The sequence below is a fragment of the Arsenicicoccus sp. UBA2120 genome (assembly GCF_002330965.1).
In the GTDB taxonomy this organism is placed as follows: Bacteria; Actinomycetota; Actinomycetes; order Actinomycetales; family Dermatophilaceae; genus Arsenicicoccus; species Arsenicicoccus bolidensis.
This window is the reverse complement of the sequence record NZ_DCYC01000083.1, coordinates 34,613-60,938: the sequence shown is the minus strand read 5'-3', so window position 1 is coordinate 60,938 and position 26,326 is coordinate 34,613. Positions and strand designations below refer to the sequence as shown.

At 72.4% G+C, this 26,326-nt stretch carries 24 protein-coding genes and 1 pseudogene; 10 read left to right on the top strand and 15 right to left on the bottom strand.

The genetic code is table 11. From position 1 onward, the window contains the following. Window positions 1–123: 123 nt before the first annotated feature. Both hflX and B2P18_RS14310 read right to left on the bottom strand, forming a co-directional pair. Window positions 124–1,614, bottom strand: a complete 1,491-nt coding sequence (gene hflX, locus B2P18_RS14315) for a GTPase HflX (protein WP_286961330.1) — start codon at window positions 1,612–1,614, stop codon at window positions 124–126. A gap of 205 nt (window positions 1,615–1,819) precedes the next feature. Further along, the gene (locus B2P18_RS14310; RefSeq protein WP_029212707.1) at window positions 1,820–2,266 is read right to left on the bottom strand and encodes a MarR family winged helix-turn-helix transcriptional regulator; all 447 of its coding nucleotides are present in this window, start codon (window positions 2,264–2,266) and stop codon (window positions 1,820–1,822) included. Between the two features lie 65 nt (window positions 2,267–2,331). On the opposite strand from B2P18_RS14310, the gene B2P18_RS14305 reads away from it, so the two are divergent. Next, window positions 2,332–4,203: an ABC transporter ATP-binding protein gene (locus B2P18_RS14305; protein ID WP_376783711.1), complete on the top strand. Its 1,872-nt coding sequence runs from the start codon at window positions 2,332–2,334 to the stop codon at window positions 4,201–4,203. Between the two features lie 161 nt (window positions 4,204–4,364). Here B2P18_RS14305 and B2P18_RS14300 read toward each other — a convergent pair whose 3' ends face one another. From B2P18_RS14300 to B2P18_RS18780, 3 genes and pseudogenes are all read right to left on the bottom strand, one after another. Next, a complete protein-coding gene (locus B2P18_RS14300; RefSeq protein ID WP_286961328.1) occupies window positions 4,365–6,767 on the bottom strand; it encodes a sodium-translocating pyrophosphatase in 2,403 nt (800 codons plus the stop codon). A gap of 113 nt (window positions 6,768–6,880) precedes the next feature. Next, a complete protein-coding gene (locus tag B2P18_RS14295; RefSeq protein WP_313535122.1) occupies window positions 6,881–8,017 on the bottom strand; it encodes an alkaline phosphatase D family protein in 1,137 nt (378 codons plus the stop codon). A gap of 134 nt (window positions 8,018–8,151) precedes the next feature. Next, a pseudogene (locus B2P18_RS18780) lies at window positions 8,152–8,448 on the bottom strand (alkaline phosphatase); the annotation flags it as partial. A gap of 96 nt (window positions 8,449–8,544) precedes the next feature. On the opposite strand from B2P18_RS18780, the gene B2P18_RS14290 reads away from it, so the two are divergent. Together B2P18_RS14290 and B2P18_RS14285 are read left to right on the top strand one after the other, a co-directional pair. Next, window positions 8,545–9,168: a class I SAM-dependent methyltransferase gene (locus B2P18_RS14290; protein ID WP_286960365.1), complete on the top strand. Its 624-nt coding sequence runs from the start codon at window positions 8,545–8,547 to the stop codon at window positions 9,166–9,168. 69 nt (window positions 9,169–9,237) lie between these two features. Continuing rightward, a complete protein-coding gene (locus tag B2P18_RS14285; RefSeq protein ID WP_029212603.1) occupies window positions 9,238–9,663 on the top strand; it encodes an acyl-CoA thioesterase in 426 nt (141 codons plus the stop codon). An 85-nt stretch (window positions 9,664–9,748) separates the two neighbouring features. Here the strand turns inward: B2P18_RS14285 and ggt are convergent, their stop codons facing one another. From ggt to miaA, 3 genes are all read right to left on the bottom strand, one after another. After that, on the bottom strand, window positions 9,749–11,686 hold the full coding sequence (gene ggt, locus B2P18_RS14280; protein WP_286961327.1) for a gamma-glutamyltransferase: 1,938 nt from the start codon (window positions 11,684–11,686) through the stop codon (window positions 9,749–9,751). Window positions 11,687–11,819: 133 nt separating this feature from the next. Then, window positions 11,820–12,809, bottom strand: a complete 990-nt coding sequence (gene dapF, locus B2P18_RS14275; protein ID WP_286961326.1) for a diaminopimelate epimerase — start codon at window positions 12,807–12,809, stop codon at window positions 11,820–11,822. Continuing rightward, window positions 12,806–13,810, bottom strand: a complete 1,005-nt coding sequence (miaA, locus tag B2P18_RS14270; RefSeq protein WP_286961325.1) for a tRNA (adenosine(37)-N6)-dimethylallyltransferase MiaA — start codon at window positions 13,808–13,810, stop codon at window positions 12,806–12,808. Before miaA ends, dapF begins: the two co-directional genes overlap by 4 nt. 125 nt (window positions 13,811–13,935) lie before the next feature. On the opposite strand from miaA, the gene B2P18_RS14265 reads away from it, so the two are divergent. Further along, complete coding sequence (locus B2P18_RS14265) at window positions 13,936–14,133, top strand: antitoxin (RefSeq protein WP_286961324.1); 198 nt, start codon at window positions 13,936–13,938, stop codon at window positions 14,131–14,133. Between the two features lie 49 nt (window positions 14,134–14,182). Here B2P18_RS14265 and B2P18_RS14260 read toward each other — a convergent pair whose 3' ends face one another. After that, the gene (locus B2P18_RS14260) at window positions 14,183–15,109 is read right to left on the bottom strand and encodes a LysR family transcriptional regulator (RefSeq protein WP_286961322.1); all 927 of its coding nucleotides are present in this window, start codon (window positions 15,107–15,109) and stop codon (window positions 14,183–14,185) included. 72 nt (window positions 15,110–15,181) lie between these two features. Between B2P18_RS14260 and B2P18_RS14255 the strand changes: the two genes are divergently transcribed. Both B2P18_RS14255 and B2P18_RS14250 read left to right on the top strand, forming a co-directional pair. After that, window positions 15,182–16,105 carry an EamA family transporter gene (locus B2P18_RS14255; RefSeq protein ID WP_286961321.1) on the top strand — a complete coding sequence of 308 codons (924 nt, stop codon included), beginning with the start codon at window positions 15,182–15,184 and terminating at the stop codon, window positions 16,103–16,105. Further along, a complete protein-coding gene (locus B2P18_RS14250; RefSeq protein WP_019284573.1) occupies window positions 16,102–16,299 on the top strand; it encodes a hypothetical protein in 198 nt (65 codons plus the stop codon). Before B2P18_RS14255 ends, B2P18_RS14250 begins: the two co-directional genes overlap by 4 nt. Before the next feature lie 7 nt (window positions 16,300–16,306). On the opposite strand, the gene miaB is transcribed toward B2P18_RS14250, so the two are convergent. Next, entirely contained in the window at window positions 16,307–17,824 is a 1,518-nt protein-coding gene (gene miaB, locus B2P18_RS14245) for a tRNA (N6-isopentenyl adenosine(37)-C2)-methylthiotransferase MiaB (protein WP_286961320.1), read from the bottom strand. Window positions 17,825–17,873: 49 nt separating this feature from the next. Between miaB and B2P18_RS14240 the strand changes: the two genes are divergently transcribed. Continuing rightward, window positions 17,874–18,611 carry a dienelactone hydrolase family protein gene (locus B2P18_RS14240; RefSeq protein ID WP_286960355.1) on the top strand — a complete coding sequence of 246 codons (738 nt, stop codon included), beginning with the start codon at window positions 17,874–17,876 and terminating at the stop codon, window positions 18,609–18,611. 3 nt (window positions 18,612–18,614) lie between these two features. On the opposite strand, the gene B2P18_RS14235 is transcribed toward B2P18_RS14240, so the two are convergent. Together B2P18_RS14235 and B2P18_RS14230 are read right to left on the bottom strand one after the other, a co-directional pair. Next, window positions 18,615–19,817 carry an MFS transporter gene (locus B2P18_RS14235; protein ID WP_286961319.1) on the bottom strand — a complete coding sequence of 401 codons (1,203 nt, stop codon included), beginning with the start codon at window positions 19,815–19,817 and terminating at the stop codon, window positions 18,615–18,617. A 118-nt stretch (window positions 19,818–19,935) separates the two neighbouring features. After that, complete coding sequence (locus B2P18_RS14230) at window positions 19,936–21,438, bottom strand: gluconokinase (RefSeq protein WP_286961318.1); 1,503 nt, start codon at window positions 21,436–21,438, stop codon at window positions 19,936–19,938. 82 nt (window positions 21,439–21,520) lie between these two features. Between B2P18_RS14230 and B2P18_RS14225 the strand changes: the two genes are divergently transcribed. The 3 genes from B2P18_RS14225 to B2P18_RS14215 all read left to right on the top strand — a co-directional run bounded on the left by B2P18_RS14225 (window position 21,521) and on the right by B2P18_RS14215 (window position 23,479). Beyond that, window positions 21,521–22,138, top strand: coding sequence for an RNA polymerase sigma factor (locus tag B2P18_RS14225; RefSeq protein WP_349677488.1), 618 nt, complete (start codon window positions 21,521–21,523; stop codon window positions 22,136–22,138). After that, window positions 22,135–22,938 (top strand): hypothetical protein, encoded by an 804-nt coding sequence (locus tag B2P18_RS14220; RefSeq protein WP_286961316.1) that lies wholly within the window; start codon window positions 22,135–22,137, stop codon window positions 22,936–22,938. The genes B2P18_RS14225 and B2P18_RS14220 overlap by 4 nt, the downstream gene beginning before the upstream one ends. 76 nt (window positions 22,939–23,014) lie before the next feature. Further along, complete coding sequence (locus B2P18_RS14215; RefSeq protein WP_376783708.1) at window positions 23,015–23,479, top strand: YccF domain-containing protein; 465 nt, start codon at window positions 23,015–23,017, stop codon at window positions 23,477–23,479. Window positions 23,480–23,530: 51 nt separating this feature from the next. Here B2P18_RS14215 and B2P18_RS18775 read toward each other — a convergent pair whose 3' ends face one another. The 3 genes from B2P18_RS18775 to B2P18_RS14200 all read right to left on the bottom strand — a co-directional run bounded on the left by B2P18_RS18775 (window position 23,531) and on the right by B2P18_RS14200 (window position 26,273). Beyond that, entirely contained in the window at window positions 23,531–24,490 is a 960-nt protein-coding gene (locus tag B2P18_RS18775) for a regulatory protein RecX (protein WP_313535129.1), read from the bottom strand. A gap of 5 nt (window positions 24,491–24,495) precedes the next feature. Further along, a complete protein-coding gene (gene recA, locus B2P18_RS14205; protein WP_029211772.1) occupies window positions 24,496–25,587 on the bottom strand; it encodes a recombinase RecA in 1,092 nt (363 codons plus the stop codon). Window positions 25,588–25,808: 221 nt separating this feature from the next. Continuing rightward, complete coding sequence (locus tag B2P18_RS14200; protein WP_286961315.1) at window positions 25,809–26,273, bottom strand: deoxycytidylate deaminase; 465 nt, start codon at window positions 26,271–26,273, stop codon at window positions 25,809–25,811. Window positions 26,274–26,326: the final 53 nt, after the last annotated feature.

Here is a 26,326-nt window from a genome sequence, read left to right as displayed (position 1 = left end):
GGGGTGCCGGGGTGCCGGGGGTGCCGGGGGCGTCGGGGGTGCCGGGGTTCGGAGGTATGACGAGGCCCCGGTCACCGCAGGACGGTGACCGGGGCCTCGGTCGTGCTGGGCCTGACGCCGGGCTCAGCGCGAGGCGGCGGCCTGCACGGCATACGGCGTGAGCTCCCCGGCCAGCCGGGGATGCACCATCGCGTGGACGAGCGTGCCCTCGGGCGTGTGCTCCTCGGTGACGACCTCGCCGTCGGCGTGGAGGCGGCTGACCAGGTCGCCGCGGTCGTAGGGCAGCAGCACGTCGACCGGGATCTCGGGCTGCGGGAGCTCCTCGGCGATGAGCCGGCGCAGCTCGTCGACGCCCTCGCCCGTGCGGGCCGACACGACGATCGAGTGCTTCTCGTTGGCCCGCAGGCGCATCAGCACCTCGGGGTCGGCGAGGTCGGCCTTGTTGATGACGGTGACCTCCTTGAGGCGGTCACCGCCCACCTCGGCCATGACCGCGCGCACCGCGCTGATCTGCCCCTCGGGGTCGGGGTGCGAGCCGTCGACGACGTGCAGGAGCAGGTCCGACTCGCCGACCTCCTCGAGCGTAGAGCGGAAGGCCTCGACCAGCTGGTGGGGCAGCGCCCGCACGAAGCCCACGGTGTCGGCCAAGGTGTAGGGCCGCCCGTCCGGGGTCTCGGCGCGGCGCACCGTCGGGTCCAGCGTCGCGAAGAGCTGGTTCTGCACGAGCACACCCGCGCCGGTGAGGCGGTTGAGCAGCGAGGACTTGCCGGCGTTGGTGTAGCCGGCGATCGCCACGCTGGGGATCTCGTTGGCCTTGCGGCTGGAGCGCTTGGCGTCGCGGCCGGTCTTCATCCGGCGGATCTCGCGCTTGAGCTGCGCGATCTTGGTGTTGATGCGGCGCCGGTCGAGCTCGATCTTGGTCTCACCGGGGCCGCGGGAGCCGATGCCGACACCGCCGGCGGCCTGGCCGCCGGCCTGACGGGACATCGACTCGCCCCAGCCGCGCAGGCGCGGCAGGAGGTACTGCAGCTGGGCCAGCTCGACCTGCGCCTTGCCCTCACGGGACTTGGCGTGCTGGGCGAAGATGTCGAGGATCAGCGCGGTCCGGTCGATGACCTTGACCTTGACGATGTCCTCGAGCGCGCGCCGCTGGCTGGGCGTGAGCTCGCCGTCGCAGATGACGGTGTCGGCGCCCTCGGCGACCACGATGTCGTGCAGCTCGGCCGCCTTGCCGCTGCCGAGGAAGGTGCCGGCGTCGGGGCGCTGACGACGCTGGATCACGCCGTCCAGGACGGTTGACCCGGCGGTCTCGGCGAGCGCCGCGAGCTCGCGGATCGAGTTCTCGGCGTCGGTCGCGGTGCCCTCGGTCCAGACGCCGGCGAGGACGACGCGTTCCAGGCGCAGCTGGCGGTACTCGACCTCGGTGACGTCCTCGAGCTCGGTGGAGAGGCCACCGACGCGCCGCAGGGCGGTGCGCTCCTCGCGGTCGAGCTGGTCGCCGTCGTAGCCGTGGTCGCTCTCGTCGTCGAGCTGGGACCGGTCGAACGGTGCGTCCTCGTCAGCGAGCGCCTCGGCGCGGGACTGGAAGAGGTCGAAGTGTGGAGTAGAAGTCATATCCCCTCAAGGGTCGCACGGGCCACACCTGGGCGGCGAGCCAATAACTGCAACGTCCGACAGCCCTGCCGTATGCCGCGCCCGACGCGATCCGGGGTCCGGGCAACGGGCGACGGGACGACGACCCGAACTGAGCTCCCAGCTCAGTGTGTGCCGCCCACGAGCCCGCGAACGGCCACCAGACGACCCTTACTGAGCCCCCAGCTCAGGGCGTGTCGTCGGGCGAGGCGCCGAGCAGGCGCACGAGGAGGGTGCGCAGCTGCTCCTGGTCGGCGACGGACAGGGACCCGACGTAGGACCCGACCTGGCTCGCCCGGTCGGCCTCGATGCGCGCTCGCACGGCCCGGCCCTGCTCGGTGAGCTCGACCACGGTGGCCCGGCGGTCGGTGGGGCTCGGGGCTCGTCGCAGCAGACCCGCACCCTCGAGGGCGTCGATGACCTCGGTGGCCGAGCGCGGCGCGATGCCCAGCCGCTCGGCGATGACGGAGGGCCGCACCTCGCACTCCCCCTCGAGCCGCGACACGGTCCCGAGGGCCCGCGACTGGTGCGGGGTGATGCCGTACGGCTCGAGCGCGGCGACCTTGAGGCGGCGCATCTCGCGACCGGCCTGCATGAGCAGCGAGGGCAGGTCGGCATCGGGGCGGTTCGTCATACGACCATCTTGCCATGCCACCTCATAGTGAGGTAACCTCACCATATCACCTCACGAAGGACGTGATCATCACGACAGTCTCCCCCGACCTCGGCGGCCCGGCTCCGGGCCGCGGCAACCGCGCCGGCCTGCGCGTCAGCAAGGCCGACCTCGCCCAGCTCGACGAGCACCCCGTTCCCCTCTCGCGCGTCGCGCGACTCTTCGCCCCGCACGCGCTGCCCATGGCCGTCGTGCTCGGGCTCATCGTCCTCACCGCGATCATCGGCCTCGCCCCACCGTTCCTGACCAAGGCTCTCATCGACGACGCCATCCCCCACCAGGACGTCCCGCTCCTGCTCACGCTCGTCGGCGGCATCCTCGCCGTCACCGTCGTGACCCAGCTCTTCGGCGTCGTGCAGACCTGGCTCGCGACCCGCACCGGCCAGCGCGTCATGCACACGCTGCGCACCGACCTGTTCGCGCACCTGCAGCGCCAGCCCCTCGGGTTCTTCACCCGCACGCGCGGCGGCGAGCTGCAGAGCCGGCTCACCAACGACATCAACGGCATGCAGGGCGTGGTCACCGACTCGGCCACCTCGATCGCGAGCAACGTCACGACCGCGATCGGCACCGCCGTGGCCATGGCGGCCCTGTCCTGGCGCCTGTCACTGATCAGCCTGGTCGTCCTGCCGCCCGCCATCTGGCTGAGCCGCCGGGTCGCCCGCCTGCGCCGCAGCGTCCAGACCCGCGCCCAGCGCACGCTCGCCGACATGCAGACCCAGATCGAGGAGTCCCTGTCCATCAACGGGGTCGTGCTCGCCAAGACGATGGGCGCGGGTCCCGCTCTGTCGCAGCGGTTCTCGCGGTCCTCCGAGACGCTGACCGAGCTCGAGCTGCAGTCCCAGATGGCGGGCCGGTGGCGCATGGGGACGATGTCGATCATCTTCGCCGCCATCCCGGCGCTCATCTATCTCGCCGCTGGGCTGCCCGCGACCGGGCAAGGCATGTCGATCGGCACGCTCGTGGCGTTCACCGGGCTGCAGGCCGGGCTCTTCCGCCCCCTCATGGGGGTGCTCAACGTCGGCATCCAGCTCACGACGAGCAAGGCGCTGTTCAGCCGCATCTTCGAGTACCTCGACCTCCCCGCGACCATCACCGACCCGGAGCATCCGGTCCTCCTCGACCCCGAGCAGGTCCGCGGCGAGGTGCGCTTCGAGGGAGTGACGCTGCGCTATCCCGGCGCCGACCGGGACGCCCTCCACGAGGTCGACCTCACCGTCCCCGCCGGCTCCACCGTCGCCCTGGTCGGCGCCACGGGGTCCGGCAAGTCGACGCTCGCGGCCCTGGTCAGCCGCCTGCACGACCCCGACGCGGGACGCGTGACCATCGACGGCGTCGACCTGCGTCAGCTCCGTCTCGACACCGTGACCGGGATCGTCGGCACGGTCAGCCAGGACCCTTACCTGCTGCACGCGTCCATCGCCGACAACCTCCGGTATGCCCGACCCGGCGCCACCGACGAGGAGGTCGTCGCGGCCGCCGGCGCGGCGCAGGTCCACGACCTGATCGCCTCCCTCCCCGACGGCTACGACACCGTCGTCGGCGCCCGCGGCTACCGCTTCTCCGGCGGCGAGAAGCAGCGGATCGCGCTGGCCCGCACCATCCTTCGCGACCCGCGCGTCCTGGTCCTCGACGAGGCCACCAGCGCGCTCGACAACCGCACCGAGCGCGCCGTCCAGGAGGCACTGGACCACCTGAGCCGCGGCCGCACCACGATCACGATCGCCCACCGCCTCTCGACGGTGCGCGACGCCGACCAGATCGTCGTGCTCGACCACGGCCGCGTGGTCGAGGTCGGCACCCACGACCAGCTCCTCGCCCTCGAGGGCCGGTATGCCGGCCTCGTGGCAGCCCAGGAGCGCTCGACCGACGCCCTGCTGGCGACCGCGGCTGTGTGACACGCGAACGGTGACCTGTACCCGGTTTCACCAGACGACCCAAACTGAGCTCCCGGCTCACGAAGCGCCGCCCACGCGCCCCCCGCGCCACGATCGTGAGGGTTTGGTCCAAGATTCTTGGACGAAACCCTCACGATCTTGGGGCGGGGGCGGGGGCGGGGTCAGTCGAGGTCCCGGACCTTGTCCAGGTGCGGGTGCTCGCCTCGGGCGGGCAGGTCCGGCGAGGGGCCGACGAGGTGCTCGACCTCCGGCAGGGCGTCGTCGACGCGGCGTCGGGACACGAGGATCGCGGCGGCGATGATCGCCAGGGCGAGGAGGGCGATGCCCGCGCGGAGCCACGGTGAGGCTCCGGCGCCGACCGACATCTGCACGACGGCGGGGGCGATGAGCACGGCGACGAGGTTCATCACCTTGATCAGCGGGTTGATGGCCGGGCCGGCGGTGTCCTTGAACGGGTCGCCGACCGTGTCGCCGATGACCGTGGCGGCGTGGGCGTCGGAGCCCTTGCCGCCGTGGGCGCCGTCCTCGACGAGCTTCTTGGCGTTGTCCCACGAGCCGCCCGCGTTGGCCAGGAAGACCGCCATCAGCACGCCAGCTCCGATCGCGCCGGCGAGGAAGCCCGCGAGGGCGCCGAAGCCCAGCCCGAAGCCGACCATGATCGGGGCCAGGGCCGCGAGCAGTCCGGGAGTCGCCAGCTCTCGCAACGAGTCTCGGGTGCAGATGTCGACGACGCGGGCGTACTCCGGGAGCTCGGTGCCGTCCATGATCCCCGGGTGCTCGCGGAACTGGCGACGCACCTCGAGGACGATGGCGCCGGCGGCGCGCGTGACGGCGTCGATCGCGAGGCCGGAGAAGAGGAAGACCACCGCCGCGCCCAGGATCAGCCCGACGAGCACGTTGGGCGAGGTCACGGCATACCCGCTGACCGCCTCGGAGGTGTCGCGCCCGGCCTCGGCGAGGGCCGTGATGACGGCGTCGTTGTAGGAGCCGAACAGCGCCGTCGCGGCCAGCACCGCCGTCGCGATGGCGATGCCCTTGGTGATCGCCTTGGTGGTGTTGCCCACCGCGTCCAGGTCGGTGAGGACCTGCGCGCCGGCCTCGTCGACGTCGCCGGACATCTCGGCGATGCCCTGGGCGTTGTCGCTGACGGGACCGAAGGTGTCCATCGCCACGATGACGCCGACGGTGGTGAGCAGACCGCAGCCGGCCAGGGCGATGAGGAACAGTGACACGATGACCGAGCCGCCACCGAGCAGGTAGGCGAGGTAGACCGCACCCGCGATGACCGTGGCGGTGTAGACCGCGGACTCCAGGCCGACGCCGATGCCGGACAGAATGACGGTCGCCGCGCCGGTGACGGACGTGCGGGCGACGTTGCGCGTGGGCTCGGACTCGGTGTCGGTGTAGTGGCCGGTGATCTTGAGGATCACGGCGGCGAGGATGATGCCCAGCAGCACGGCGCCGATGGCCAGCAGGCGCGGGTCGCGGTCGATGCCAGCAGTCTCGGCGCCCCGCAGCTCGGCGAACGTGCCGGGGAGGTAGACGAACGCGGCGATCGAGCACAGCACGGCGGACACGACGGCCGCGATGGCGAAGCCGCGGTTGATCGCGGTGAGCCCGCTCTCGCCGGGGCGCGAGCGGGTGACGTAGATGCCGAGGACGGCCGTCAGCACGCCGATGGCCGGCACGATCAGCGGGAAGACGAGGCCCTGCTCGCCGAAGGCGGCCTTGCCGAGGATGAGGGCCGCGACGAGGGTCACGGCGTAGGACTCGAACAGGTCGGCCGCCATGCCGGCGCAGTCACCGACGTTGTCGCCCACGTTGTCGGCGATCGTCGCGGCGTTGCGGGGGTCGTCCTCGGGGATGCCCTGCTCGACCTTGCCGACCAGGTCGGCGCCGACGTCCGCGGCCTTGGTGAAGATGCCGCCGCCGACGCGCATGAACATCGCGAGCAGCGCCGCCCCGAAACCGAATCCCTCGAGCACCGCGGGCGCCTCGGCGCGATAGATCAGCACCACCACGCTCGCCCCGAGGAGGCCGAGACCCACGGTCGCCATACCGACCGCTCCCCCGGTGCGCACCGCGAGGGTGAACCCGGGCGCCCGATGGCCGTCGCGGGCCGCCGCGGCGACGCGGACGTTGGCCTGGACGGCGAGGGTCATGCCGAGGTAGCCGATGAACGCCGAGAACAACGCGCCCACCACGAAGAAGAGGCTCCGTCCGATCCGGACGGAGCCGTCGTCGGCCGGCAGGAGGAACAGCAGGGCGAACACCACGAGGACGAAGATCGCCAGGGTGCGCAGCTGCCGGTTGAGGTAGGCGCTCGCGCCCTCCTGGATGGCGGCGGCCACCCGCTGCATCCCCGGCGTCCCCGTGTCGGCACGCAGCACCTGCGAGCGCAGCACCGTGCCCACCACGAGAGCCAGCAGCGAGACCGCCGCGATCACCGCGACGATCGTGATGCTCCCCCCGGACACGGGGACGTGGTCCCCGGCGGCCTGGATCGGTCGGGTGGTGGGAAGGCTCGTGGCTGGCAGCTGGGTGATGGCGACGAGAGCTCGCATCCGTCCTCCTTGACGTGCGGCTACGGACGGTGAGCACCGCCCTCAGGTGGCTCGCAGTCTAGGGTGGTGCGACCCACATGACCAGGGGGCCTCGACGGCGCGTCGTGAGGGCGTCAGTGTCCCTGCGGCGCAAGCTCCTTGGTGTAGAGCACCTGGCCGAGCCCGTTGCGCAGGCTCACCGTCATCGTGCCCGCGCGATCGACCTCGGTGTAGCCGAAGAACATCGCGCGCTGGTCCCGCGGTGACTGGTTGGCGTGGCGCGGCACCCCCTGGAAGAGCACCTGCGGCCCGAAGGTCGCGTCCATCTGGTTGGGGCCGAACCCGCCCGCGCTGATCGGGCCGGCGACGAACTCGTGGAAGCCGTCGAAGTCGGTGAAGGCCGCCTTGGCCGGGTCGTAGTAGTGCGCCGCGCAGTAGTGCACGTCGGCCGTGAACCACACGACCCCGCGGATCTTGCGGCGCTTGATCTCGCTGAGGAGGTAGGCGAGCTCCAGCTCGCGGCCCAGAGGTGCACCCGGATCGCGGTTGGCGATCGCCTCGATGACGGTGCCGTCCGGCACGATGATGCCGATCGGCATGTCGGCGGCGATGACCTTCCACGTCGCCCGGGAGCGCTGCAGCTCGCGCAGCAGCCAGTCGACCTGCTCGGTGCCGAGGAAGGCCGTCCGCTGCTTCTCCAGCGAGGGGGTGTTGGCGCCGCGGTAGGTCCGCATGTCCAGGCTGAACACGTCCAGGTGGGCGCCGCGCTCGACCTTGCGGTAGACGCGGGGAGCCTGTCCCAGGTCGCGCACCCCGCGGCCGTGCCGGTCGGCGATCGGCATGAACTCGAAGAAGGCCTGGCGGGCGCGGGTCGCCAGCACGTCCACACGCCGCTCACGGGCGTAGCGCGGGTCGTCGAGCACCTCGCCGGGATACCAGTTGTTGGTGGTCTCGTGGTCGTCCCACTGGCTGATGACCGGGACGTCGGCGTACATGCCGCGCAGGTTCTTGTCCATGAGGTTGTAGCGGTAGCGCCCCCGGAACTCGTCCAGCGACTCCGCGACCTTGGCCACCTGCGGGGTGACCACGTTGCGCCATACCTGGCCGTCCGGCTCGACCACCCGCTCCTGGATCGGGCCGTCGGCATAGATGTTGTCGCCGGAGTGGATGAGGAAGTCCGGGCGCAGCTCGTGCATGGCGCGGTAGGCGACCATCCCGCCGAGGTCGGGGTTGATGCCCCAGCCCTGGCCCGCCGTGTCGCCGGTCCACACGAAGCTCGTCGGTGCGTCGTGGACGGCGGCGGTGCTGAGGTGCCCGACGCCACCTCGCCCCGGTGCCCGTCGAGGTCCTCGAACTGCACGCGGTACTCGTAGTCGCGGCCGGGCGCGAGGCCCTTGAGCTCGAGCTTGGCCGTGAGGTCGCTGCGCGGCGTCGCCCAGGGTCCGGCCAGCTCGCGCCAGGAGCCTCGACGACCGCCCGAGGTCAGGCGCACGACCATGCGGCCGGGACGGTCGGACCGCGACCACACCACGGCGGAGCGGGAAGTGACGTCGCCCGCCTGCACCCCGCTCGGCAGCGTGCTGCGCCCACGGACGAGTGCGGGGCTGCCGCCGGCCGCCACGGAGGTCGACTGACCGAGGGCGACGAGGCCGGCGCCGCCGAGGGCGCCGGTGAGCAGGGAACGGCGAGAGACGTTGGCCATGACGGCGACTCTGCGCCTCTCGGGTGAACGGGCGGGGTGCGCCCGGGTGACGGTCCGGCAAACCACGCCGTATGCCGCGGGCTAGGGTCTGACGTGATGAACGAGCAGCAGGAGCACTACTTCACGTCGAGCGAGCCGGCGACCGAGGCCGAGCGCCGGTCGATCCGCCTCCGCCTGGCCGACCGCACCGTGGACGTCGAGACCGCCCCCGGCACCTTCTCCCCCGACGGCCTCGACAAGGGCACCGCCGTGCTGCTCGCGGAGGCACCACCGCCGCCGGCCGCCGGCACCTTCCTCGACCTCGGCTGCGGCTGGGGGCCGATCGCCCTGGCGCTGGCGCTGCGCTCCCCCGACGCCACGATCCACGCGGTCGACGTCAACGAGCGCTCCCTGGACCTCACCCGCCGCAACGCGGAGTCGTTGGGCTGCACCGGGATCCGCGCGATGACGGCGGAGGAGGTGCCGGCGGGCACGGCATACGACCTGATCTGGTCCAACCCCCCGATCCGGGTCGGCAAGGCCGTGCTCCACGACCTCATGCGCACGTGGCTGCCGCGGCTCGCGCCGGACGGGCACGCCTATCTCGTCGTGCAGAAGAACCTCGGCTCGGACTCGCTGCAGGCCTGGATCGAGCGCGAGCTGGGTCCAGGGCTGCAGGTCGAGCGGTTCACGAGTGCCAGGGGATTCCGGGTCCTGCACGTCCGGAGGGTCGCGGGCTAGACCGGCCTAGACTGGGTCCCCGTGACGATCGACGACAACGCCCACGACGGCCAGGGACAGCTCGAGGACATGCGCTTCCACTCGCGCAAGTGGGTCAAGCCCGAGGACCTCAACGCCAACCACACGCTCTTCGGCGGGAGCCTGCTGCGGTGGATCGACGAGGAGGCCGCGATCTACGCGATCATCCAGCTCGGCAACGAGCGCACGGTCACGAAGTACATGTCGGAGATCAACTTCGTCTCCAGCGCGCGACAGGGCGACATCATCGAGATGGGCCTGCTGCCGACCCGCTGGGGCCGCTCCTCCCTGACGCTGCGCTGCGAGGTGCGCAACGTGTTCACCGGCAAGAGCATCATCACGATCGACGAGATCGTCATGGTGGCCCTGGACGACGAGGGCAACCCGAGGCCGCACGGTTACGACTCCATCACCTTCGACCGCGACCGGGTGCCCGCGCGGCTGCGCATCGAGCGAGTCGAGCCACCAGTCCGCTGAGGGGTCACCTCCCGACGCCGAGTCCGCCGAGTGGTCACGTCCCGAACGTCGGGACGTGACCACTCGGCGGAGGGGCGGGGGGGGGTCAGCGGTGGCGGGGCTTGCTGGGCTTGCTGGGCTTGCTGGGCTTGCTGTGCTTGCTGTGCTTGTCGAGCTTTCCCTGGTGAACCACCATCGCGGACCCACCGCCACCGCGGGTCGGCTCGGCCCCGGCGTCGAACAGGTTGCGCCCGAGGACGCGGATCGCGGTGCCGCGCCCGATGGTCTCGGCCGGGGTCATCGGCTGCCCGAGTGCCTTGAGCGCCGCTCCGGTCGCGCTGTTGATGAGCTGCGGCTCGGCGGTCGCCGCCGTGTTGCGCGACGAGATCCGCCGCGCTCCGAGCGCACCCATCGCCGTCTTGTCCCGGTCGATGACCTCGACGATCGTCTGCGCGGTGGTCGTGATGATCGTCGCGCCGCCGGCGGCACCGGCCGCCATGAACGGCCGGCCGCCCTTGAGCACGATCGACGGGCTCATCGACGAGCGCGGACGCTTGCCCGGCGCGGGCAGGTTGGGGTCAGGGACGCCCTCCGTCATCGGCCTGAAGTTGAAGTCGGTCAGCTCGTTGTTGAGCAGGAAGCCGCGACCGGGGACCACCATGCCGCTGCCGCCGAACTGCTCGATGGTCAGGGTGTATGACGCGACGTTGCCCCACTTGTCGGCCACCGTGAGGTGCGTGGTGGCCTGGCCGTCGTTGCCCTGGCCGGCCTTGCCGAGCGCAGTGCCGCAGCCGCCGTAGGCCCCGTCGGGGTTGCCGAAGGCGATGGGACGCTGCTGCGCCTTGGCCGGGTCGAAGCCGCACGCCCGCTCCCGCGCGAAGCCCTGCGACACCAGCTGCTGGCGCGGCACGCCGGGCACGTCGCCCACCCAGCGGTTGCGGTCGGCGAACGCCGTGGCGGTGGCCTCGGCGAAGCGGTGGTAGTACTGCACGTCGTCGACGTCGTGCAGCGCGACGCCCGTGCGCTCGGCATACTCCTCGAGCAGGTTGAGGGTCTCGGCGACGGCGATGCCGCCCGAGGACGACCCCGCCATGCCGTAGTAGTCGTGGCCCTCGTAGGTCGAGTGGATGGGGGCCAGTCGCTTGACCTGGTAGCGACCGAGGTCGGCCGTGGTCATGGTGCCGCTGGGGACCATCACGCCGGGCACGGTGACCGGCGTGTTGACGACCTTGGCGATGTCCTGGGCGATCCCGCCGCGGTAGAGAGCCGACGGACCGCGGCGGCGCAGCTCGGCGTAGGTCGCTGCGAGGTCCGGGTTGCGCAGGACCGTGCCCGCCTCGACCGGCTTGCCGCCGGGGAGGAAGAGCGAGGCGGTCGCCGGGAACTGCGCGAACCGCTTGGCGTTGTCGGCGGTGGCGGTCTCGAACGCGTCGTCGACGACGAAGCCACGACGCGCGATCTCCTCGGCCGGGGCCAGCATCTGGCTGAACGACCGGGTGCCGTAGTCCTGCAGGGCCGCCTGCCAGGTCGCCACGGTGCCCGGGACCCCCACGGACAGGCCCGAGTTGACGGCCTTGGTGAAGTCCATCGGCTTGCCGCCCTCGAGGAAGGACGTCTCGGTCATGCCGGCCGGGGCGGTCTCGCGCCCGTCGATGGTCGACACGCGCTTGGTGCGGGCGTCGTAGTAGACGAAGTAGCCGCCACCGCCGATGCCGTTGGCGTAGGGCTCGACGACGCCGAGGGCGGCCGCCGTCGCGACGGCGGCGTCGGCCGCGTTGCCCCCGCGCTTGAGCACGTCGATGCCCACCTGGCTGGCGACCGGGTCGACGCTGGCGACGGCCCCGCCGGAGCCGGTCATGGTGCCGGTCTTGGGCAGGGTGTGACCGACAGGCCCCTGGTCACGGGGGGCGGGACGCTGCGGGACCGGCGTGGCGCCGGCGGTGGTGAGGGAGGCGGCGGCGGTGACAGGCAGGGCCAGCGCGAGGGCGAGGACGCCCCGGAGCGTGGCCGACGGACGAGGTCCGCGGGGGCTGGGTGCAGTCATCTGCGGAAACTAGGCGCTGGGACATCTCGGGCAGAAGGGGCGATCCAGCATGTGGGACATCCGTCCGGAAGTGGTGCGTGAGTCGTCCCAGGGCGTGGACAGATCGGCCAGCGATCGCCCGGTCAGCAGCCGGCTAGCGCCGGGGAGGCAGCTCGACGGTGCCGTCGGCGACCAGGGCTGCCGGGCCGGAGAGCTCGACCTGGTCGCCGGGCAGGGCGCGGACGTGCACCGTGCCGCCGGGCACGTCGACCCGCCAGAGGTCGGTGACCTGGTCCCGGGGTGCCCCGTCGGCTCCGGCGTCGCCCCCGCCGGCCCACCAGCGGACCGCGAGCGCCGCGGCAGCGGCCCCCGTGCCGCAGGATCGGGTCTCCCCCACCCCGCGCTCGTGCACGCGCATGCGGATGTGCCCCGGCCCGAGCACCTGCACGAACTCCACGTTGGTGCCCTCGAGGGGCGTCGGCTGCACGAGCGGCGCTCGGGTGAGGTCGAGCTCGTCGAGCTCGCGGCCGGCGGGCAGCATGACGACGGTGTGCGGGTTGCCGAGGTCGAGCGACAGGGCGGGGACGGCCTCGTGGTCGTCGACCTTGACCAGCGCGTCCGAGCCCTGCGCAGCAGCCTCGGCGGGCGAGCTCAGCCGCCAGGGTCCGAGGTTGACCGCGTATGACGTGTCCCCCGTCTCGCCATCGCCTGCACCTCGGCCGTCGCCGCCGTCGCCACCACCGACGCCCACGCGGACGCGCTTGAGCCCGGCGCGGGTCGCGATCGCGAACTCCGGGTCCTGCTCGAGGCCCTCGCGGCGCAGGTAGGCCGCGAAGACCCGCGTGCCGTTGCCGCACATCTCGGCGACCGACCCGTCGGCGTTGCGGTAGTCCATGAACCAGCGCGCGTCCGACGCCTGGTCCATGACGGTGGGCTCGCCCGCGAGCGCCGTGGGGACGACCCGGATGACGCCGTCGCCGCCGATGCCCGCGCGGCGGTCGGCGAGCCAGACGACCTCGCTGGGGGACAGCGGGATCGAGCCCTGCGCGTCAGGGACGAGGACGAAGTCGTTCTCGGTGCCGTGGCCCTTGGTGAAGTCCAGCCGCCGGGGGCTGCCCACGGGCGCGGACGGGTCGGAGGTCATGCCTCATTGTCTCCTGCGCGCTGGGCCGGGGCTGACAGGCCGGGCAGCGACGTCAGCGACGTCAGCACACGCGCGTGCACCTCGTCGTGCAGGTCGCCGATGGGACGCTCCCCCGTGGCCACCGCGGTGGCGTCGTGCCAGGTGATCCGGGGGTCGGGGCGGAACCACGCCTCCTGGCGTCGGGCGAGCTTGCGAGTGAGGGTGGCCGTCAGCTCCTTGGCGTCGTCCTCGGACAGGTCGCCGTCCAGCTGGGCCAGGGCCTGGGCGTAGCCGAGCGCCTTGCTCGCGGTGCGCCCGTCGCGGAGCCCGGCGGCGTCCAGCGCCCGCACCTCGTCCAGCAGCCCCTGCTCCCACATGCGGTCGATGCGCAGGCCGAGGCGCTCGTCGAGCACCGGCCGGTCCACACGCAGCCCGACGACGACCGTGGGCAGGCGATGGGTGCGCTCCGGCATGGTCGCGCTGAAGGGTTGCCCCGTCAGCTCGATGACCTCCAGCGCGCGCACGACGCGCCGGGCGTTGGTGGGCAGGATCTGGTCGGCGGCGACGGGGTCCAGCCGTCGGAGCCGCTCGACGAGCGCCGGCAGGCCCGCCGCGTCGTCGCCGACCTCCGCCTCGAGCCGACGGCGGACGTCGGGATCGGTGGGCGGGATGTCGAGCAGGTCCAGCGCGGCCCGCACGTAGAGCCCCGACCCCCCGACCAGGACAGGGACGAGCCCACGTCGCCGGACCTCGTCGATGTCGGCGCGCGCCTCGCGCTGGTAGGCCGCGACGCTCGCCTCGTCCCGCACGTCGAGGACGTCCAGCTGGTGGTGCGGGATCCCTTGTCGCTCAGCCACGCTCAGCTTGGCGGTGCCGACGTCCATCCCGCGATAGAGCTGCATCGCGTCGGCGTTGACGACCTCGCCGCCGAGCCGTGCGGCCAGGGCTACCCCGAGGTCGGACTTGCCGGTGGCGGTGGCCCCGACGACGGCGACGACGGGTGGCAGGGCGGGGTCCGGCATACGTGCCATTGTCCCAGAGCGAGTGACAAGGACCGGTCGCGTGGGGCAGGGTGGTCGGCGGAGCGCACCGTGCCGGCGACGGCCCGAGGTGCTCCTGACCTGGCCCCGATTGGAAGGAGACGGCGATGAGCATGTCCGACAACATGAAGGACAAGGCCACCGAGGCTGCGGAGCAGAACCCCGAGAAGGTCGAGCAGTTCTCCGACCAGGGCATCGAGCGAGCTGGCGACCAGCTCGACGAGCGCACTGGTGGGCAGCACTCCGACAAGATCGACTCTGTGCAGCAGCAGGGCGACGAGCGCGTCGGCGACAACAGCCAGTGACGTCGTCCCGCTGACGGCTCCGGCCGTCGCCTCACGACGCGAGAGGCCGTCACCCCTCGAGGGTGGCGGCCTCTCCCCGTGCCCGCACGAGATCGCGGCCGACCTCGACCAGCAGGTCCACGACGGTGCGCACGGCCAGGCGCTCGTGCCTCTCGCGGCGGGACAGCGCAAAGATCGAGCGGTGCGCCCGGACACCCTGCAGAGGCCGTATGACGACCCCCTGGCGTGAGCGCGTGGTGAAGCGAGGGAGGAGACCCAGACCCTCGCCGGACGCCACCAGCGACTCGACCAGCCGGTTGTCGCGCAGGCGGTAGCGGCGCTCCAGGGGCGCCCCGAGGTCACGCTCGATGCTCCCCATGACCGTGTCGAAGGGGTAGCCGACCGGCACGCCGACCCAGGTCGTGCCGGCGAGGTCCGCGGGGCGCAGGGCCGTGCGCCCCGCCAGCGGGTGGCTCGCGGGCAGCGCCACGTCGATGGGCTCGCGGGCGATGACGCGGCGCACGAGACCGTCCTTGACGCTCGCCGCTCCCGGCGTGAGGCTGTGCGCCACCACCACGTCCACGTCGCGGGCCCGCACCGCGAACTCCGCCTCGGGGACGTCGAAGTCGTCGATCTCCAAGTGGATCTGCGTGCTGCTGAGGCGCTGGAGGAGACCGGGCAGCAGCGCCTCTCCGGCGCTGGGCAGCGTGCCGATGCTGACCGTGCCGGCGGGGGTGCCGACGAGCTCGTCGAGCCGTCCATGGACCCGGGCGAGCACCTCGCCGACCTCGTCCGCGCCGGCCGCGAGCAGGCGGCCCTCGGGCGTCAGCCGGAGGCGCCGGCCGTCGGGCTCGACGAGGCGCACCCCGATCTCCCGCTCCGCGGTGCGCAGCTGCTGGGAGACCGCGGAGGGCGTGCGGTGGGTGGCCGCGGCGACGGCGGCCAGGGTCCCGCGGTCGGCCAGGTCACGGAGGAGCTCGAGGTGACGCAGATCCATGAAGCCAACCTAATGCTTTGCGTCATGGATCGTCGCTTGCCCTGAACGGTCGCGGAGCCGGACGATGGGTGCATGCCGATGACCCACCGCGCCCTCGCGGCCCTCGTGGCCGTGCTCTGGGGCGTCAACTTCCTGGCGATCCACACCTCGCTGGAGCAGTTCCCGCCGTTGTTCCTCGTCGCCCTGCGCTTCGCGATCATCGCGGTGCCCACGATCCTGCTCGTGCCTCGTCCCGACGTGCCGCTGACGTGGCTGGTCGGCTACGGGCTGGGGTTCGGGACGGTGCAGTTCATCGGGCTCTACCTCGGCATGGCCATGGGCTTCCCGGCCGGCCTGGCGTCGCTCGTGCTCCAGGCGTCGGCGCCGTTCACCGTGGTGCTGGGTGCGCTGCTGCTCGGCGAGCGGGTGGGGCTGACGCAACGCGTCGGGGTCGCCGTGGCGGTGGGTGGGCTCGTGCTGGTCGGCGTGTCACGGGCGACGGCGACGAGCGTGCTGCCCTTCGTGCTGGTGGTGCTCGGCGGGCTGGGGTGGGCCTTCGGCAACCTGTGCAGCCGCCTGGCGCGCGCGCCCAAGCCCCTGCACCTGACCCTATGGATGTCCGTGGTGCCGCCGCTGCCCATGCTGGTGCTGTCGTTGCTGGTGGAAGGGCCCGCGCGCATCGCGTCGTCCCTCGGCACGTCGGTGTCGGCCGCGGCGGCGCCGGCGTGGGTCGGCCTCGCCTACACCGTGCTGCTCGGCACCGTCGTCGGCTCCGGCATCTGGGTGTGGCTCATGGCGCGGCACCCGGCGGGGGTGGTGGCGCCATACTCGCTGCTCGTCCCCGTCGTCGGGATCCTCACCGCCTGGCTGGTGCTCGGCGAGCGCCCCACCGCGATCGAGCTGCTCGGCGGTGTCCTCGTGATCGCGGGCGTGCTCTGGTCCGGGCGAAGGCCCCGCAGCGGCCTCGCGGTGCCTAGGGTGGAGGGCACCGATCGACTCGAAGGAGCCACACCATGACCGAGATGCGTGACGAGCAGCTGCCCGAGGGTGCCAAGGCCGCGCAGGAGGCCGCCGCGGAGGCAGCCCCCGGCCAGGCCGACATCGCCCACGACTCCCCCGACGCCGACCACGGCCAGATGCAGCAGGCCGCGACCGAGGGGTCGACCGACACCGGCACCGGAGCGGTGACCGGCAGCGGGATGCCCGACTGAGGTCAGGTCAGGCGCCGCAGGCGGGGCCGCTGCGCACCGTGACCGCGCTCGCGGCGGGCCTGCCGATCGACGGCATCCCCAGCGAGACCGCGGGCTTGCCCGGCACCGGCGCGTCCTGCAGCGCGGTCCAGGCGTCCCCGCCCGCCGTGCGACGCGCGCGATAGGTCCCTCCCGCGAGCGCCCCGTCCGCGACGAGGTGGTGGGGGGCGCCATACGTCACGTCGACCTCGACCACGTCGCCCGGCCGGGCGCGCTCGGCCCCCTCGGGCACCGCGAAGTGCACGAGGCGGTTGTCGCGCGCGCGGCCGGACATCCGCGCGGTCTCGGCGTCCTTGCGCCCCTCGAACGGCGCGACCAGCACCTCGACCGTGCGCCCCTCCTGCCTGCGGTTCTCCTCCCAGGAGATCCGGTCCTGCAGGGCGATGAGCCGGTCGAAGCGCTCCTGCACCACGGCCTTGGGCACCTGGTCGTCCATGGTGGCGGCGGGCGTGCCGGGGCGGATGGAGTACTGGAAGGTGAACGCGCTCGAGAAGCGGGACGCCTCGACCACCCGCAGCGTCTCCGCGAAGTCCGCCTCGGTCTCGCCGGGGAAGCCGACGATGAGGTCGGTCGTGATGGCGGCGTGCGGGATCCGGTCGCGGACGCGGTCGAGGATGCCGAGGAACTTCTCGGAGCGGTAGGACCGGCGCATCTCCTTGAGCACGCGGTCGGAGCCGGCCTGGAGCGGCATGTGCAGGCTCGGCATGACGTTGGGCGTCTCGGCCATCGCGTCGATCACGTCGTCGGTGAACGCGGCCGGGTGGGGGCTCGTGAAGCGGACGCGCTCCAGGCCCTCGATCTCGCCGGTCGCACGCAGCAGCTTGGCGAAGGCCCCGCGGTCACCGAACTCGACGCCGTAGGAGTTGACGTTCTGGCCGAGCAGGGTGATCTCGACGACGCCCTGCTCCACCAGGGCGCGGCACTCGGCGAGGATGTCGCCGGGACGCCGGTCCTGCTCCTTGCCGCGCAGCGCCGGCACGATGCAGAAGGTGCAGGTGTTGTTGCAGCCCACCGAGATCGACACCCAGCCGGCGTAGGCGGAGTCGCGGCGCGTCGGCAGCGTCGAGGGGAAGGTCTCGAGCGACTCGAGGATCTCGACCTGCGCCTCCTTGTTGTGGCGCGCGCGGTCGAGCAGGGCCGGCAGGGACCCGATGTTGTGGGTGCCGAAGACGACGTCGACCCAGGGGGCCCGCTTGACGATGGTGTCGCGGTCCTTCTGAGCCATGCAGCCGCCGACGGCGATCTGCAGGTCGGGGTTGGCGAGCTTGGCCGGACGCAGCTGGCCGAGGTTGCCGTAGAGCTTGTTGTCGGCGTTCTCGCGCACGGCGCAGGTGTTGAAGACCACCACGTCGGCCGTCGGGGGCCGCTCGTCGGTCGGGAGGCTCGCGAGGTCGACATAGCCCGCCGTCTCGAGGAGGCCGGCCAGTCGCTCGGAGTCGTGAACGTTCATCTGGCACCCGTGGGTGCGTACGTCATAGGTCTTCATCGCGTCACCCAGGATAGGCCAGCCACGGACGAGAGCTAGCCTGGCAGCCATGACGCTCGTGACTGGCGGTATCGACCTGGCCGAGGCATCCCGGGCGCGAGGGGGCTCGCAGCGGCTCCGTGCCTACGTCGCTCGACCGGAGGGGTCGGGTCCGTGGCCGGCCGTCGTGATGGCGATGGAGGCCTTCGGCGTCAACGACGACATGCGCAGCCACGCCGACCGGATCGCCGGCTGGGGCTATGTCGTCGTGGTGCCCGACCTGTATGCCGACGGCGGCGCCAAACGGTGCCTCGTCGCGACGATGCGGGCCATGCAGTCCGGGACGGGCCGGGCGTTCGTCGACCTCGAGACGGCCAGGCTCTGGGCGGTCGCGCAGCCCTGGTGCACCGGGCGTGCGGGGGTGATCGGCTTCTGCATGGGCGGGGGCTTCGCCCTGCTGGCCTGCGACCGCGACCGCTACGACGTCGCGAGCGCCAACTACGGCCAGGTGCCCGAGGACCTCTCGCGCAGTTGTCCGGTCGTCGGGTCGTATGGCGAGAAGGACCCGTCGTTGCGGGGCGCTGCGGCCACGCTCCGGTCCAGGCTCGCGTCGGCGGGCGTGGCGCACGACGTGGTCTCCTACCCGGACGCGGGGCACGCCTTCCTCAACGACGCGCCGCCCGGCCCGGCGGTCCTCTCTCCCCTGCTGCGCGTGGCGGGGTTCGGGGCCTCGCCACAGACGCGGGAGGACGCGTGGGGGCGGATCCAGGCGTTCTTCGGCGAGCACCTGGCCCCGGGCCCGGCCTGAGTGCTAGCGGGTGGGCGCGCCCGACGACGATACGGCGCCCGCGGCGGGCCGTGACAGGACGAGGCCGCTCACGGCCTGGGCCAGCGCGACGGCGAGGATGAGCAGCACGGGCACGGTCCAGCTCCCGCTGGCCTGGTAGACCGCGCCGGCCGTCACCGGGCCGACCGCGGCCAGCAGGAAGCCCGTGCCCTGCGCGAAGGCCGAGACGGCGGGCACGTCGTGCGGGTCGCGCTGCTGGGCGATGAAGGTCAGGGCGATGGCGATCCCCGCGCCCTGCCCGAACCCCATGACCACCACGCCGAGCAGCGCGGTGGTCGCGCTGCCCAGCAGCGCCACGACCCCCAGCGCGTACGCCGCGAAGAACGCCGCGAGGACGCGAGGGGCATGACGGTGCGTCGCCATACGCGGTCCGAGGAAGCTGCCGGGGATCCCGAGGCCCATGTAGACCCCGAGCATGACGCCCGCCGTCGCGGGGGCCACCCCGTGGCTGCGCAGGATCGCGGGCAGCCAGGTGAGCGGCATGTAGAAGCAGAGCGACTGCAGACCCATGAACGCAGCCGTCCACCAGGTGCGCGGGTGACGCACGACGTGCGCCATACCCGTCGGCGCCTGCGGGGTCGAGGCGTGACCGCCGGTCGGGTGGCGCACGACCTCCCGGGTGGCGGCGGCCCACAGGACCAGCGCCGCAGTGAGGGGCAGCACCCAGATCGCGAGGGTCCACGACCAGGACAGGCCGTGCTGGAGCAGCGGCGCCGTGGCTGCGGCGGCCGCGGAGGCGCCGCTGATCATGCACACGGTGTAGAGGCTCATCCGCTGCGGCACCTGGTCCGGGAAGCGGCTGCGGACGACGGCGGGGAGGACGACGTTCATGACGGCGATCCCGAGGCCGAGGGCGACGGAGCCGAGGTAGAAGGTGGGCGTGGTCGGCAGGCTGCGCACCACCACGCCCACCACGGTCAGCGCGGTGGCCGCGAGGAGGGTGCGCTCGGTCCCCCACCGCGCCACCAGGAACGGCGTGACGAACGCGAACAGCCCGAAGCAGATCAGCGGCAGCGTGGTCGTCAGCCCCGCGAGCGTCGGCGTGAGCTGGAGGTCCCGGCTGATGGTCGCCAGCGCGGGTGGCAGGCTGGTGATCGGCAGCCGGCACACCAGCGCCACCGCGACGAAGCCAGGCAGCAGCCAGCGCAGGTCAGCACGAGAGGACACCCCGCGACCCTAGCCGCCCACGACCCGGGCCGTGCGCCGCGTCCGCATCGTGCCCCCCGCGCGCTCAAGAGGGCCACGGGGACCGTATGCCGGCCGCCCGCCGCCTGCCCTCGTGAGGTCAGTGGCGGGGAGTGGGGGCGACGATCGTGGCGTAGAGCTCCTCGAACCGGGCGAGCCGGTCCGCGAAGTGCTGGGTGGCGTCCGCCTCGGGCTGCTCGGTGTCGCCCGTCGTCGGGGCGGCTCGCTCGACGTCGGGAGCCAGCACCTCGAGGGCGTGCAGGGCCGTGCCGTGGAGGGTGACGCGCTTGATGGTCACGGGGGTGACGGGCTTGCCGACGGCGTGGGCGAGCAGGGCGAACAGGCCTGGCAGGTCCTGCCCGAAGCGGCCGCTCGCGAGGATGCGCTCGGGGGCGCCGGCCGCCTCCTCGAGCTGGACCGCCAGGCGGGCATAGCTCAGCACCACGCCCTCCATCAGCGCGCGGAAGATCTCGGGTGCCTGGTGCGAGACGGTCAGACCCGTCACGGCCGCCCGAGCGCCGCCGGCCCAGCCGGTCGACCTCTCGCCGGTGAGGAAGGGCAGCATCAAGGGGGTCCCCGCATCCGGCTCCGCCCTCAGGATGACGTCGAGCCCGTCGCGCTCCTCGGGCAGCCGGAGCGTCTCCTCGGCCCAGGTCACGGCCCGGCCGACGTCGTTGAGAGCTCCGCCCACGAGCGAGCGGCGGTCGTCGACGCGGTAGTTCCACAGCCCGGTCGGGAGCGTGTCCGGCGCCCCCTCGATCAGAACCCGCATCGCGCCGCTCGTGGCGAGGCTCGCCACCACGGTGTCGGGCCCGGTCGCACCGTTGCCGAGGTTGCTGGCGAACCCGTCGGTGATCGGCGCGAACCAGCGAGCCTCCGCAAGGGCCGGCCAGCGGCCACCCACGTCGACGACCGGCGTGAGGGTGTCGCTGGGGTCACGTGGCCTGCCCAGCTGCTCGGCCGTCACCCCGGCGACCTCGAGCAGCTGCTCGTCCCACTCCCCCGTCCGACGGTCGAGCAGGCCGGTCCAGGCGGCCGTCGAGGTGCCCGGGTCCGCGGTCCCGATGAGCCGGTGGAGGACGTACTCCCCCAGCGACATCCAGCGACTCACCTGCGCGGCCAGGTCGGGCTGCTCCCGGGCGAACCACCGCAGCCGCGGCGCGAGATAGCTCGTGTGGATGCGGGTGCCCGTGCGCTGCTGGACGTCCGCCTCGTCCAGCTCCTCGCGCAGGACGGCGACCTCGTCCGCGCAGCGGGCGTCGGCATACGTGATGCAGGGGGTCAGCGGCGACCCGTCCTCGGCCACGCCGACCAGCGACGACGCGAAGGTGTCGATCGCGACGCCCCCGACCGTCGTGTCGCCCACCTGCTCGAGCAGCTCCTCGATGATCGCGGTCAGCTCGGCGACCACCTCGTCGGGATCGATCGTCGAGGTGCCGTCCGCAGCGGTGGTGAAGGCGTGCGGCCGCTTGGCCCGCTTGCCCGCCGGGCGACCCGCGGCGTCGTACAACGCTCCACGGCTGGCGGTGGACCCCACGTCGAGGGCGAGCACGATCGGCTGCTCCGCCTGGTCGATGTCGATCTCGAACGCCGGGTCGCTCACGGGGACTCCTTGGGTCGGGGGTCTCCCAGCCTAGGTCGGGGCGGGCGCGCGTCGCAGGTCGGGACGAGGTGAAACACTTGGCATCCGGCCGGACAAGGAGGGGGCATGGAGCACCCACCCCCCCTCCGATCTGTCGGGGCCGGCCGCGACGGCGTTCAGCGCACTGTTCGACGACGTGCACGACGACCTCGTGAGGTTCTGCGCCCGCCGGACCGATACCGCCAGCGCCGAGGACGTGGCGGCCGACGCCCTGCTCACTGCCTGGCGACGGTTCGACGACGCGCCCCTCAGCCACGACGGCCGGCGCGCCTGGGTCTACGGGATAGCCCGCAACCAGCTCCTCAACGCGGCCCGGTCGGCTGGACGCCGGGGGGCTCTCGCGGTCCGTATGACGAAGACCGCCCCGCTGCCATCCGGGGTCACCGAGGACGAGGCGGTGCTCCGCGCCGACCTCTCCGCCGCGTGGGCGCGGCTGACGCCAGCCCAGCAGGAGGTCCTCGCTCTGACGGTCTGGGACGGGCTGGATGCCACGCAGGCGGGCGCTGTCCTCGACATCTCGGCGCTCGCCTACCGACTGCGCCTGAGCCGAGCCCGCAAGGCGCTTCGCGCTCACCTCCACCTGACCGCAAGCCCCGCGCGGGTCACGAGTCCCGGCCCCTCACGGACGACGACCACGCCATGCGAAGGAGCCTCACGATGAACGACCTGCAGCTCGACGATGCCCTGCGCCCCCTCGACCCAGCCAGGGACGTGGCCGCCTCGCGAGGCAGCCATCATGTGCTGGCCGGCATTCTCGCCGCTCCTCGGCGCACCCAGATGGGGCCGACGAGGCGAACCAGGCGTCGGCGTGCCGTCCTCCTCGCTGTCGGAGCTGCCGCGGCAGCCAGCCTGACCTTCGTGGCCCCCGCGTTGCGTGGCTCCGACTCCGCAACCGCGGGCTGGAGCCCCACCCCTGACGCCACCAACGCCGTCCGGGACAGCGAGTCCGCGCAGCAGTGCCACTTCTGGGTCAGCCAGAACGGCAGCGACCGCATCCCCTCGACCGTCGTGCTCACCGAGCGCCGTGGGGACTGGGTGCTCGCCCTGCTCACCACGTCCAAGGGCCCGGTCACCTGTCTGCACGACCAGCGGTGGCACCGCGAGGCCTCCGGGGGGCTCGCCGGACCTATGGCTCTGCCCGCCCCGCCCTCGTCCACCGGGATCGTCCTCACGCGTGCCGGCGCGTCTGCCCGCGACGATGGTGACCCGATCGTTCGCGAGGTGGCCGGGCGCGTGCTGCCGGATGTGACCAGGGTCGTCGTGCACACCGCGGCACGGGGCGACGTGACGGCGACCGTGGTCGACGGGTGGGTCGTGGCCTGGTGGCCAGGTGAACCCATGGGCTCGGATGTGAAGGATGCTGACGGATCGCTGTCCGACGGTTTCGACTGCGTGACGGTGAGTCGAAGGGGCGCAGGCTCGACGACCTACCCGGCGGCGTCCCTGCTGGTCCGGAACTGACGCTCAGAGGCTGACGGGGTTGCGGGACATCCCTGAGGCGCCCCTGAGATCCGGACCTGGCGGGAACACCGTCAGCGTGCCGCACGTCGACCCTGGTGACAGCACCCCACCCGTCACCTCGGAGGTCACCGTGCGCCTGCTCCTCAATGTCATCTGGGTCGTGTTCTGCGGCTTCTGGCTGTGGTTGACCTATGTCATCGCGGGCATCATCGCGTGCGTGTTCATCGTGACCATCCCCATCGGGGTGGCGTCGTTCCGGATGGCGAGCTATGCGCTGTGGCCGTTCGGCCGGGCGGTCGTCACGACCCCCGGGGCGGGGCCGGTGTCCGGGGTGGCCAACCTCGTGTGGTTCCTGATCGCCGGGTGGTGGCTGGCGCTCGGCCACCTCACCACCGCTGCCGCGCAGGCGGTCACGATCATCGGGATCCCGTTGGCCGTCGCCAACCTCAAGCTCATCCCGGTGACGCTGTTCCCCTACGGCAAGGAGATCGTCGACGTGCGCGCGATTCCCGCTGCCCAGAGGCCTCTGCACTCGCTGTGACCGCCTCACGCTTCACCTCCGCGGCCGCCACCACCACCCCAGCTGCGAGGGCTAGTCGCGCTGATGCTCCGGGGCGTCCGCGATCGCGTCGCGGATGACGGAGTAGGCCACACCCGAGCCGTAACCCTTGCGCGCGAGCATGCCGGCGAGGCGACGTGTCTGGACCTCCACCGTCAGGCCGCCCATCGAGCGCAGCTTCTTGTCCACCAGCTCGCGCGCGGTGCGACGCTCCTCCTCCGGATCGACCTCGTCCAGGGCAGCGTCGGCCAGATCCTTGTCGATGCCCTTCTTGCGCAGCTCGTGAGCGAGGGCGCGCTTGGCCAGGCCCTTGGTCGCCTGCTGCGAGCGGACGAGCATGGCGGCGTAGGCCTCGTCGTCCACGAGCCCCACCTCGGTCATCCGGTCGAGGACGCGGGTGATGACGTCCTCGGGGCAGTCACGCTGGCGGAGCTTGGTCTCGAGCTGCGCGCGACTGCGGGGTGCCATGGCCAGCTGGCGCAGCACGATCTGCCGCGCGACGTCCTCGTGGTCGGGCTCGGCGTCGACGGCAGCCGCGCCCTCCGCGGGCGGGTCCTCGGCCCGGCCCCTGCGCCGGGGCTTGGATCGTTCGCGCTTGCCGCCGATCGCCGCGCCGCCGCGCCCCGAACGCGCCCTCGGCGCCTTCGGCGCGGTCAGCGCCTTGGCTTCCTCACGCCCCTCGGTGCGCAGGTCCTCCCAGGTGGCGGGGGCGACCTGCGCATCCCGGGGCAGGAAGTCCGGAACGCCCTGCGCCGCACCGGACTCCGCACGCGCCAAGGCCTCGCGGGCGCGTTCGAGCCTCGCGTCCGGAACTGACCGATCGGCGGCACCGAGGGCGTCGGGATCTGACCGGTCGGTGAGGACGGGCGCCTCGAGATCCGGTCGGTCGGCAGCGAGGGGCGTCGGGACGGCAGCGGGGCCGGTCTCCTGGGTGTGATCCCACGAGGCGGCCCCGCTCCAGCTCCCACGCCCTGGGGCGGTGGGGTCCGGCATACGACTCAGAACTCGACCGGGGGCTCGACCGCGGGGATCTCGGAGACGGGAGCATCGATCGGCTTGATGATGCCGAGCTTCTCCTTGATCTTGCGCTCGATCTCGTCCGCGGCCTCGGGGTGGTCCTTGAGGAACTGACGGGCGTTCTCCTTGCCCTGCCCGAGCTGGTCGCCCTCGTAGGTGTACCAGGCGCCGGCCTTGCGGACGAAGCCCTGCTCGACCCCCATGTCGATGAGGCCACCCTCGCGCGAGATGCCCTCGCCGTAGATGATGTCGAACTCGGCCTGCTTGAACGGCGGGCTCACCTTGTTCTTGACGACCTTGACGCGGGTGCGGTTGCCGACCGCGTCGGCGCCGTCCTTGAGCGTCTCGATGCGGCGGACGTCCAGGCGCACCGAGGCGTAGAACTTCAGCGCCTTGCCACCGGTCGTCGTCTCGGGGGAGCCGAACATGACGCCGATCTTCTCGCGGAGCTGGTTGATGAAGATCGCGGTGGTGCCGCTCGTGGACAGGGCACCGGTGATCTTGCGCAGCGCCTGGCTCATGAGGCGGGCCTGCAGGCCGACGTGGCTGTCGCCCATCTCACCCTCGATCTCGGCGCGGGGCACCAGGGCCGCCACGGAGTCGATGACGATGATGTCGAGCGCGCCGGAGCGGATCAGCATGTCCGCGATCTCCAGCGCCTGCTCACCCGTGTCGGGCTGGGACACCAGCAGGGCATCCGTGTCGACGCCGAGCTTCTTGGCGTACTCCGGGTCGAGGGCGTGCTCGGCGTCGATGAACGCGGCGATGCCGCCGTTGCGCTGGGCGCTGGCCACCGCGTGCAGGGCGACCGTGGTCTTTCCCGAGGACTCGGGGCCGTAGATCTCGATGACACGACCGCGCGGGAGGCCGCCGATCCCGAGGGCCACGTCGAGGGCGATCGACCCGGTCGGGATGACCTCGATCGGGGGCCGGACGTCGTCGCCGAGGCGCATGACCGCGCCCTTGCCGTGCGACTTCTCGATCTGCCCGAGGACCGAGGACAGCGCCTGGAACTTCGCGTCCTTGGGGTCGGCCGGGGCCTTGGAACCCTTGATGGGGGTGACTGCTGCCATGACTGCTGTCCTTGTCTCTCGTCGGATCGCGCCCACCGGCAACCCGTGACGTGGTTGATGTCTCGGGTCAGACGCTAGGAGCCACCACTGACAGACCCTCCCTGGGTCGTGACGACCTGTGGACGATGCTGCGCTCGGCCGGAGCTCCTGTGGATGACTCTACCGAACACAATTTCGATGTCGGGCATTGGCGCGCTGCGTGTCGCGCGACCCTGGGACGGTCAGAGCACGATGGATCGGGACAGGTCGTCCGCGATGACGCGCCCCTCCGGCTCACGGTGCAGCGAGCGCACCACACCGGCCCCGGCGAGGAGCTTGCGGCAGGTCGGGCACGGACGGGCCGTGACGTATGCCGTCGCCCCGCGGCAGTCCGCCCGGGCGTAGAGCAGCGCGTTGGCCTCGGCGTGCACGGCGACGCACCGGCCCGGGCCCGTGTCGTAGTCGGTGAACTCGCGTGTCTGCTCGTAGGTCAGCAGCCCGCGCGGGCAGTGGCCGTCCAGGCAGCCCGGGTGCCCCGAGGGCGCGCCGTTGTAGCCGGTCGAGATGATCCGGCGGTCCTCCGAGACGATGACGGCCCCGACCTGACGACGTCGGCAGTCGGCCCGCACGGCGACGGCGTCCGCGACCCCCAGGGAGTAGTCGTCCCAGTCCGGTCGGGTGGTGCGGGATGCGGCGCCGGTCGTCATGGGGGCGACCCTACCGAGACGGCGGGACCCGGCATACGACCTGCTCGCGGGCG

Excerpts from the sequence above, each read along its gene's own strand:
- B2P18_RS14260 (WP_286961322.1), bottom strand. The coding sequence starts at position 15,109 with ATGGATCTGCGTCACCTCGAGCTCCTCCGTGACCTGGCCGACCGCGGG.
- B2P18_RS14250 (WP_019284573.1), top strand. The coding sequence starts at position 16,102 with ATGACCGAGATGCGTGACGAGCAGCTGCCCGAGGGTGCCAAGGCCGCG.
- B2P18_RS14220 (WP_286961316.1), top strand. The coding sequence starts at position 22,135 with ATGAACGACCTGCAGCTCGACGATGCCCTGCGCCCCCTCGACCCAGCC.
- B2P18_RS14290 (WP_286960365.1), top strand. The coding sequence starts at position 8,545 with ATGAACGAGCAGCAGGAGCACTACTTCACGTCGAGCGAGCCGGCGACC.
- hflX (WP_286961330.1), bottom strand. The coding sequence starts at position 1,614 with ATGACTTCTACTCCACACTTCGACCTCTTCCAGTCCCGCGCCGAGGCG.
- miaB (WP_286961320.1), bottom strand. The coding sequence starts at position 17,824 with ATGAAGACCTATGACGTACGCACCCACGGGTGCCAGATGAACGTTCAC.
- B2P18_RS14300 (WP_286961328.1), bottom strand. The coding sequence starts at position 6,767 with ATGCGAGCTCTCGTCGCCATCACCCAGCTGCCAGCCACGAGCCTTCCC.
- B2P18_RS14240 (WP_286960355.1), top strand. The coding sequence starts at position 17,874 with ATGACGCTCGTGACTGGCGGTATCGACCTGGCCGAGGCATCCCGGGCG.
- B2P18_RS14200 (WP_286961315.1), bottom strand. The coding sequence starts at position 26,273 with ATGACGACCGGCGCCGCATCCCGCACCACCCGACCGGACTGGGACGAC.
- B2P18_RS14310 (WP_029212707.1), bottom strand. The coding sequence starts at position 2,266 with ATGACGAACCGCCCCGATGCCGACCTGCCCTCGCTGCTCATGCAGGCC.
- B2P18_RS14285 (WP_029212603.1), top strand. The coding sequence starts at position 9,238 with ATGCGCTTCCACTCGCGCAAGTGGGTCAAGCCCGAGGACCTCAACGCC.
- dapF (WP_286961326.1), bottom strand. The coding sequence starts at position 12,809 with ATGACCTCCGACCCGTCCGCGCCCGTGGGCAGCCCCCGGCGGCTGGAC.
- B2P18_RS14265 (WP_286961324.1), top strand. The coding sequence starts at position 13,936 with ATGAGCATGTCCGACAACATGAAGGACAAGGCCACCGAGGCTGCGGAG.
- B2P18_RS18775 (WP_313535129.1), bottom strand. The coding sequence starts at position 24,490 with ATGCCGGACCCCACCGCCCCAGGGCGTGGGAGCTGGAGCGGGGCCGCC.
- recA (WP_029211772.1), bottom strand. The coding sequence starts at position 25,587 with ATGGCAGCAGTCACCCCCATCAAGGGTTCCAAGGCCCCGGCCGACCCC.
- B2P18_RS14255 (WP_286961321.1), top strand. The coding sequence starts at position 15,182 with ATGCCGATGACCCACCGCGCCCTCGCGGCCCTCGTGGCCGTGCTCTGG.
- ggt (WP_286961327.1), bottom strand. The coding sequence starts at position 11,686 with ATGACTGCACCCAGCCCCCGCGGACCTCGTCCGTCGGCCACGCTCCGG.
- miaA (WP_286961325.1), bottom strand. The coding sequence starts at position 13,810 with ATGCCGGACCCCGCCCTGCCACCCGTCGTCGCCGTCGTCGGGGCCACC.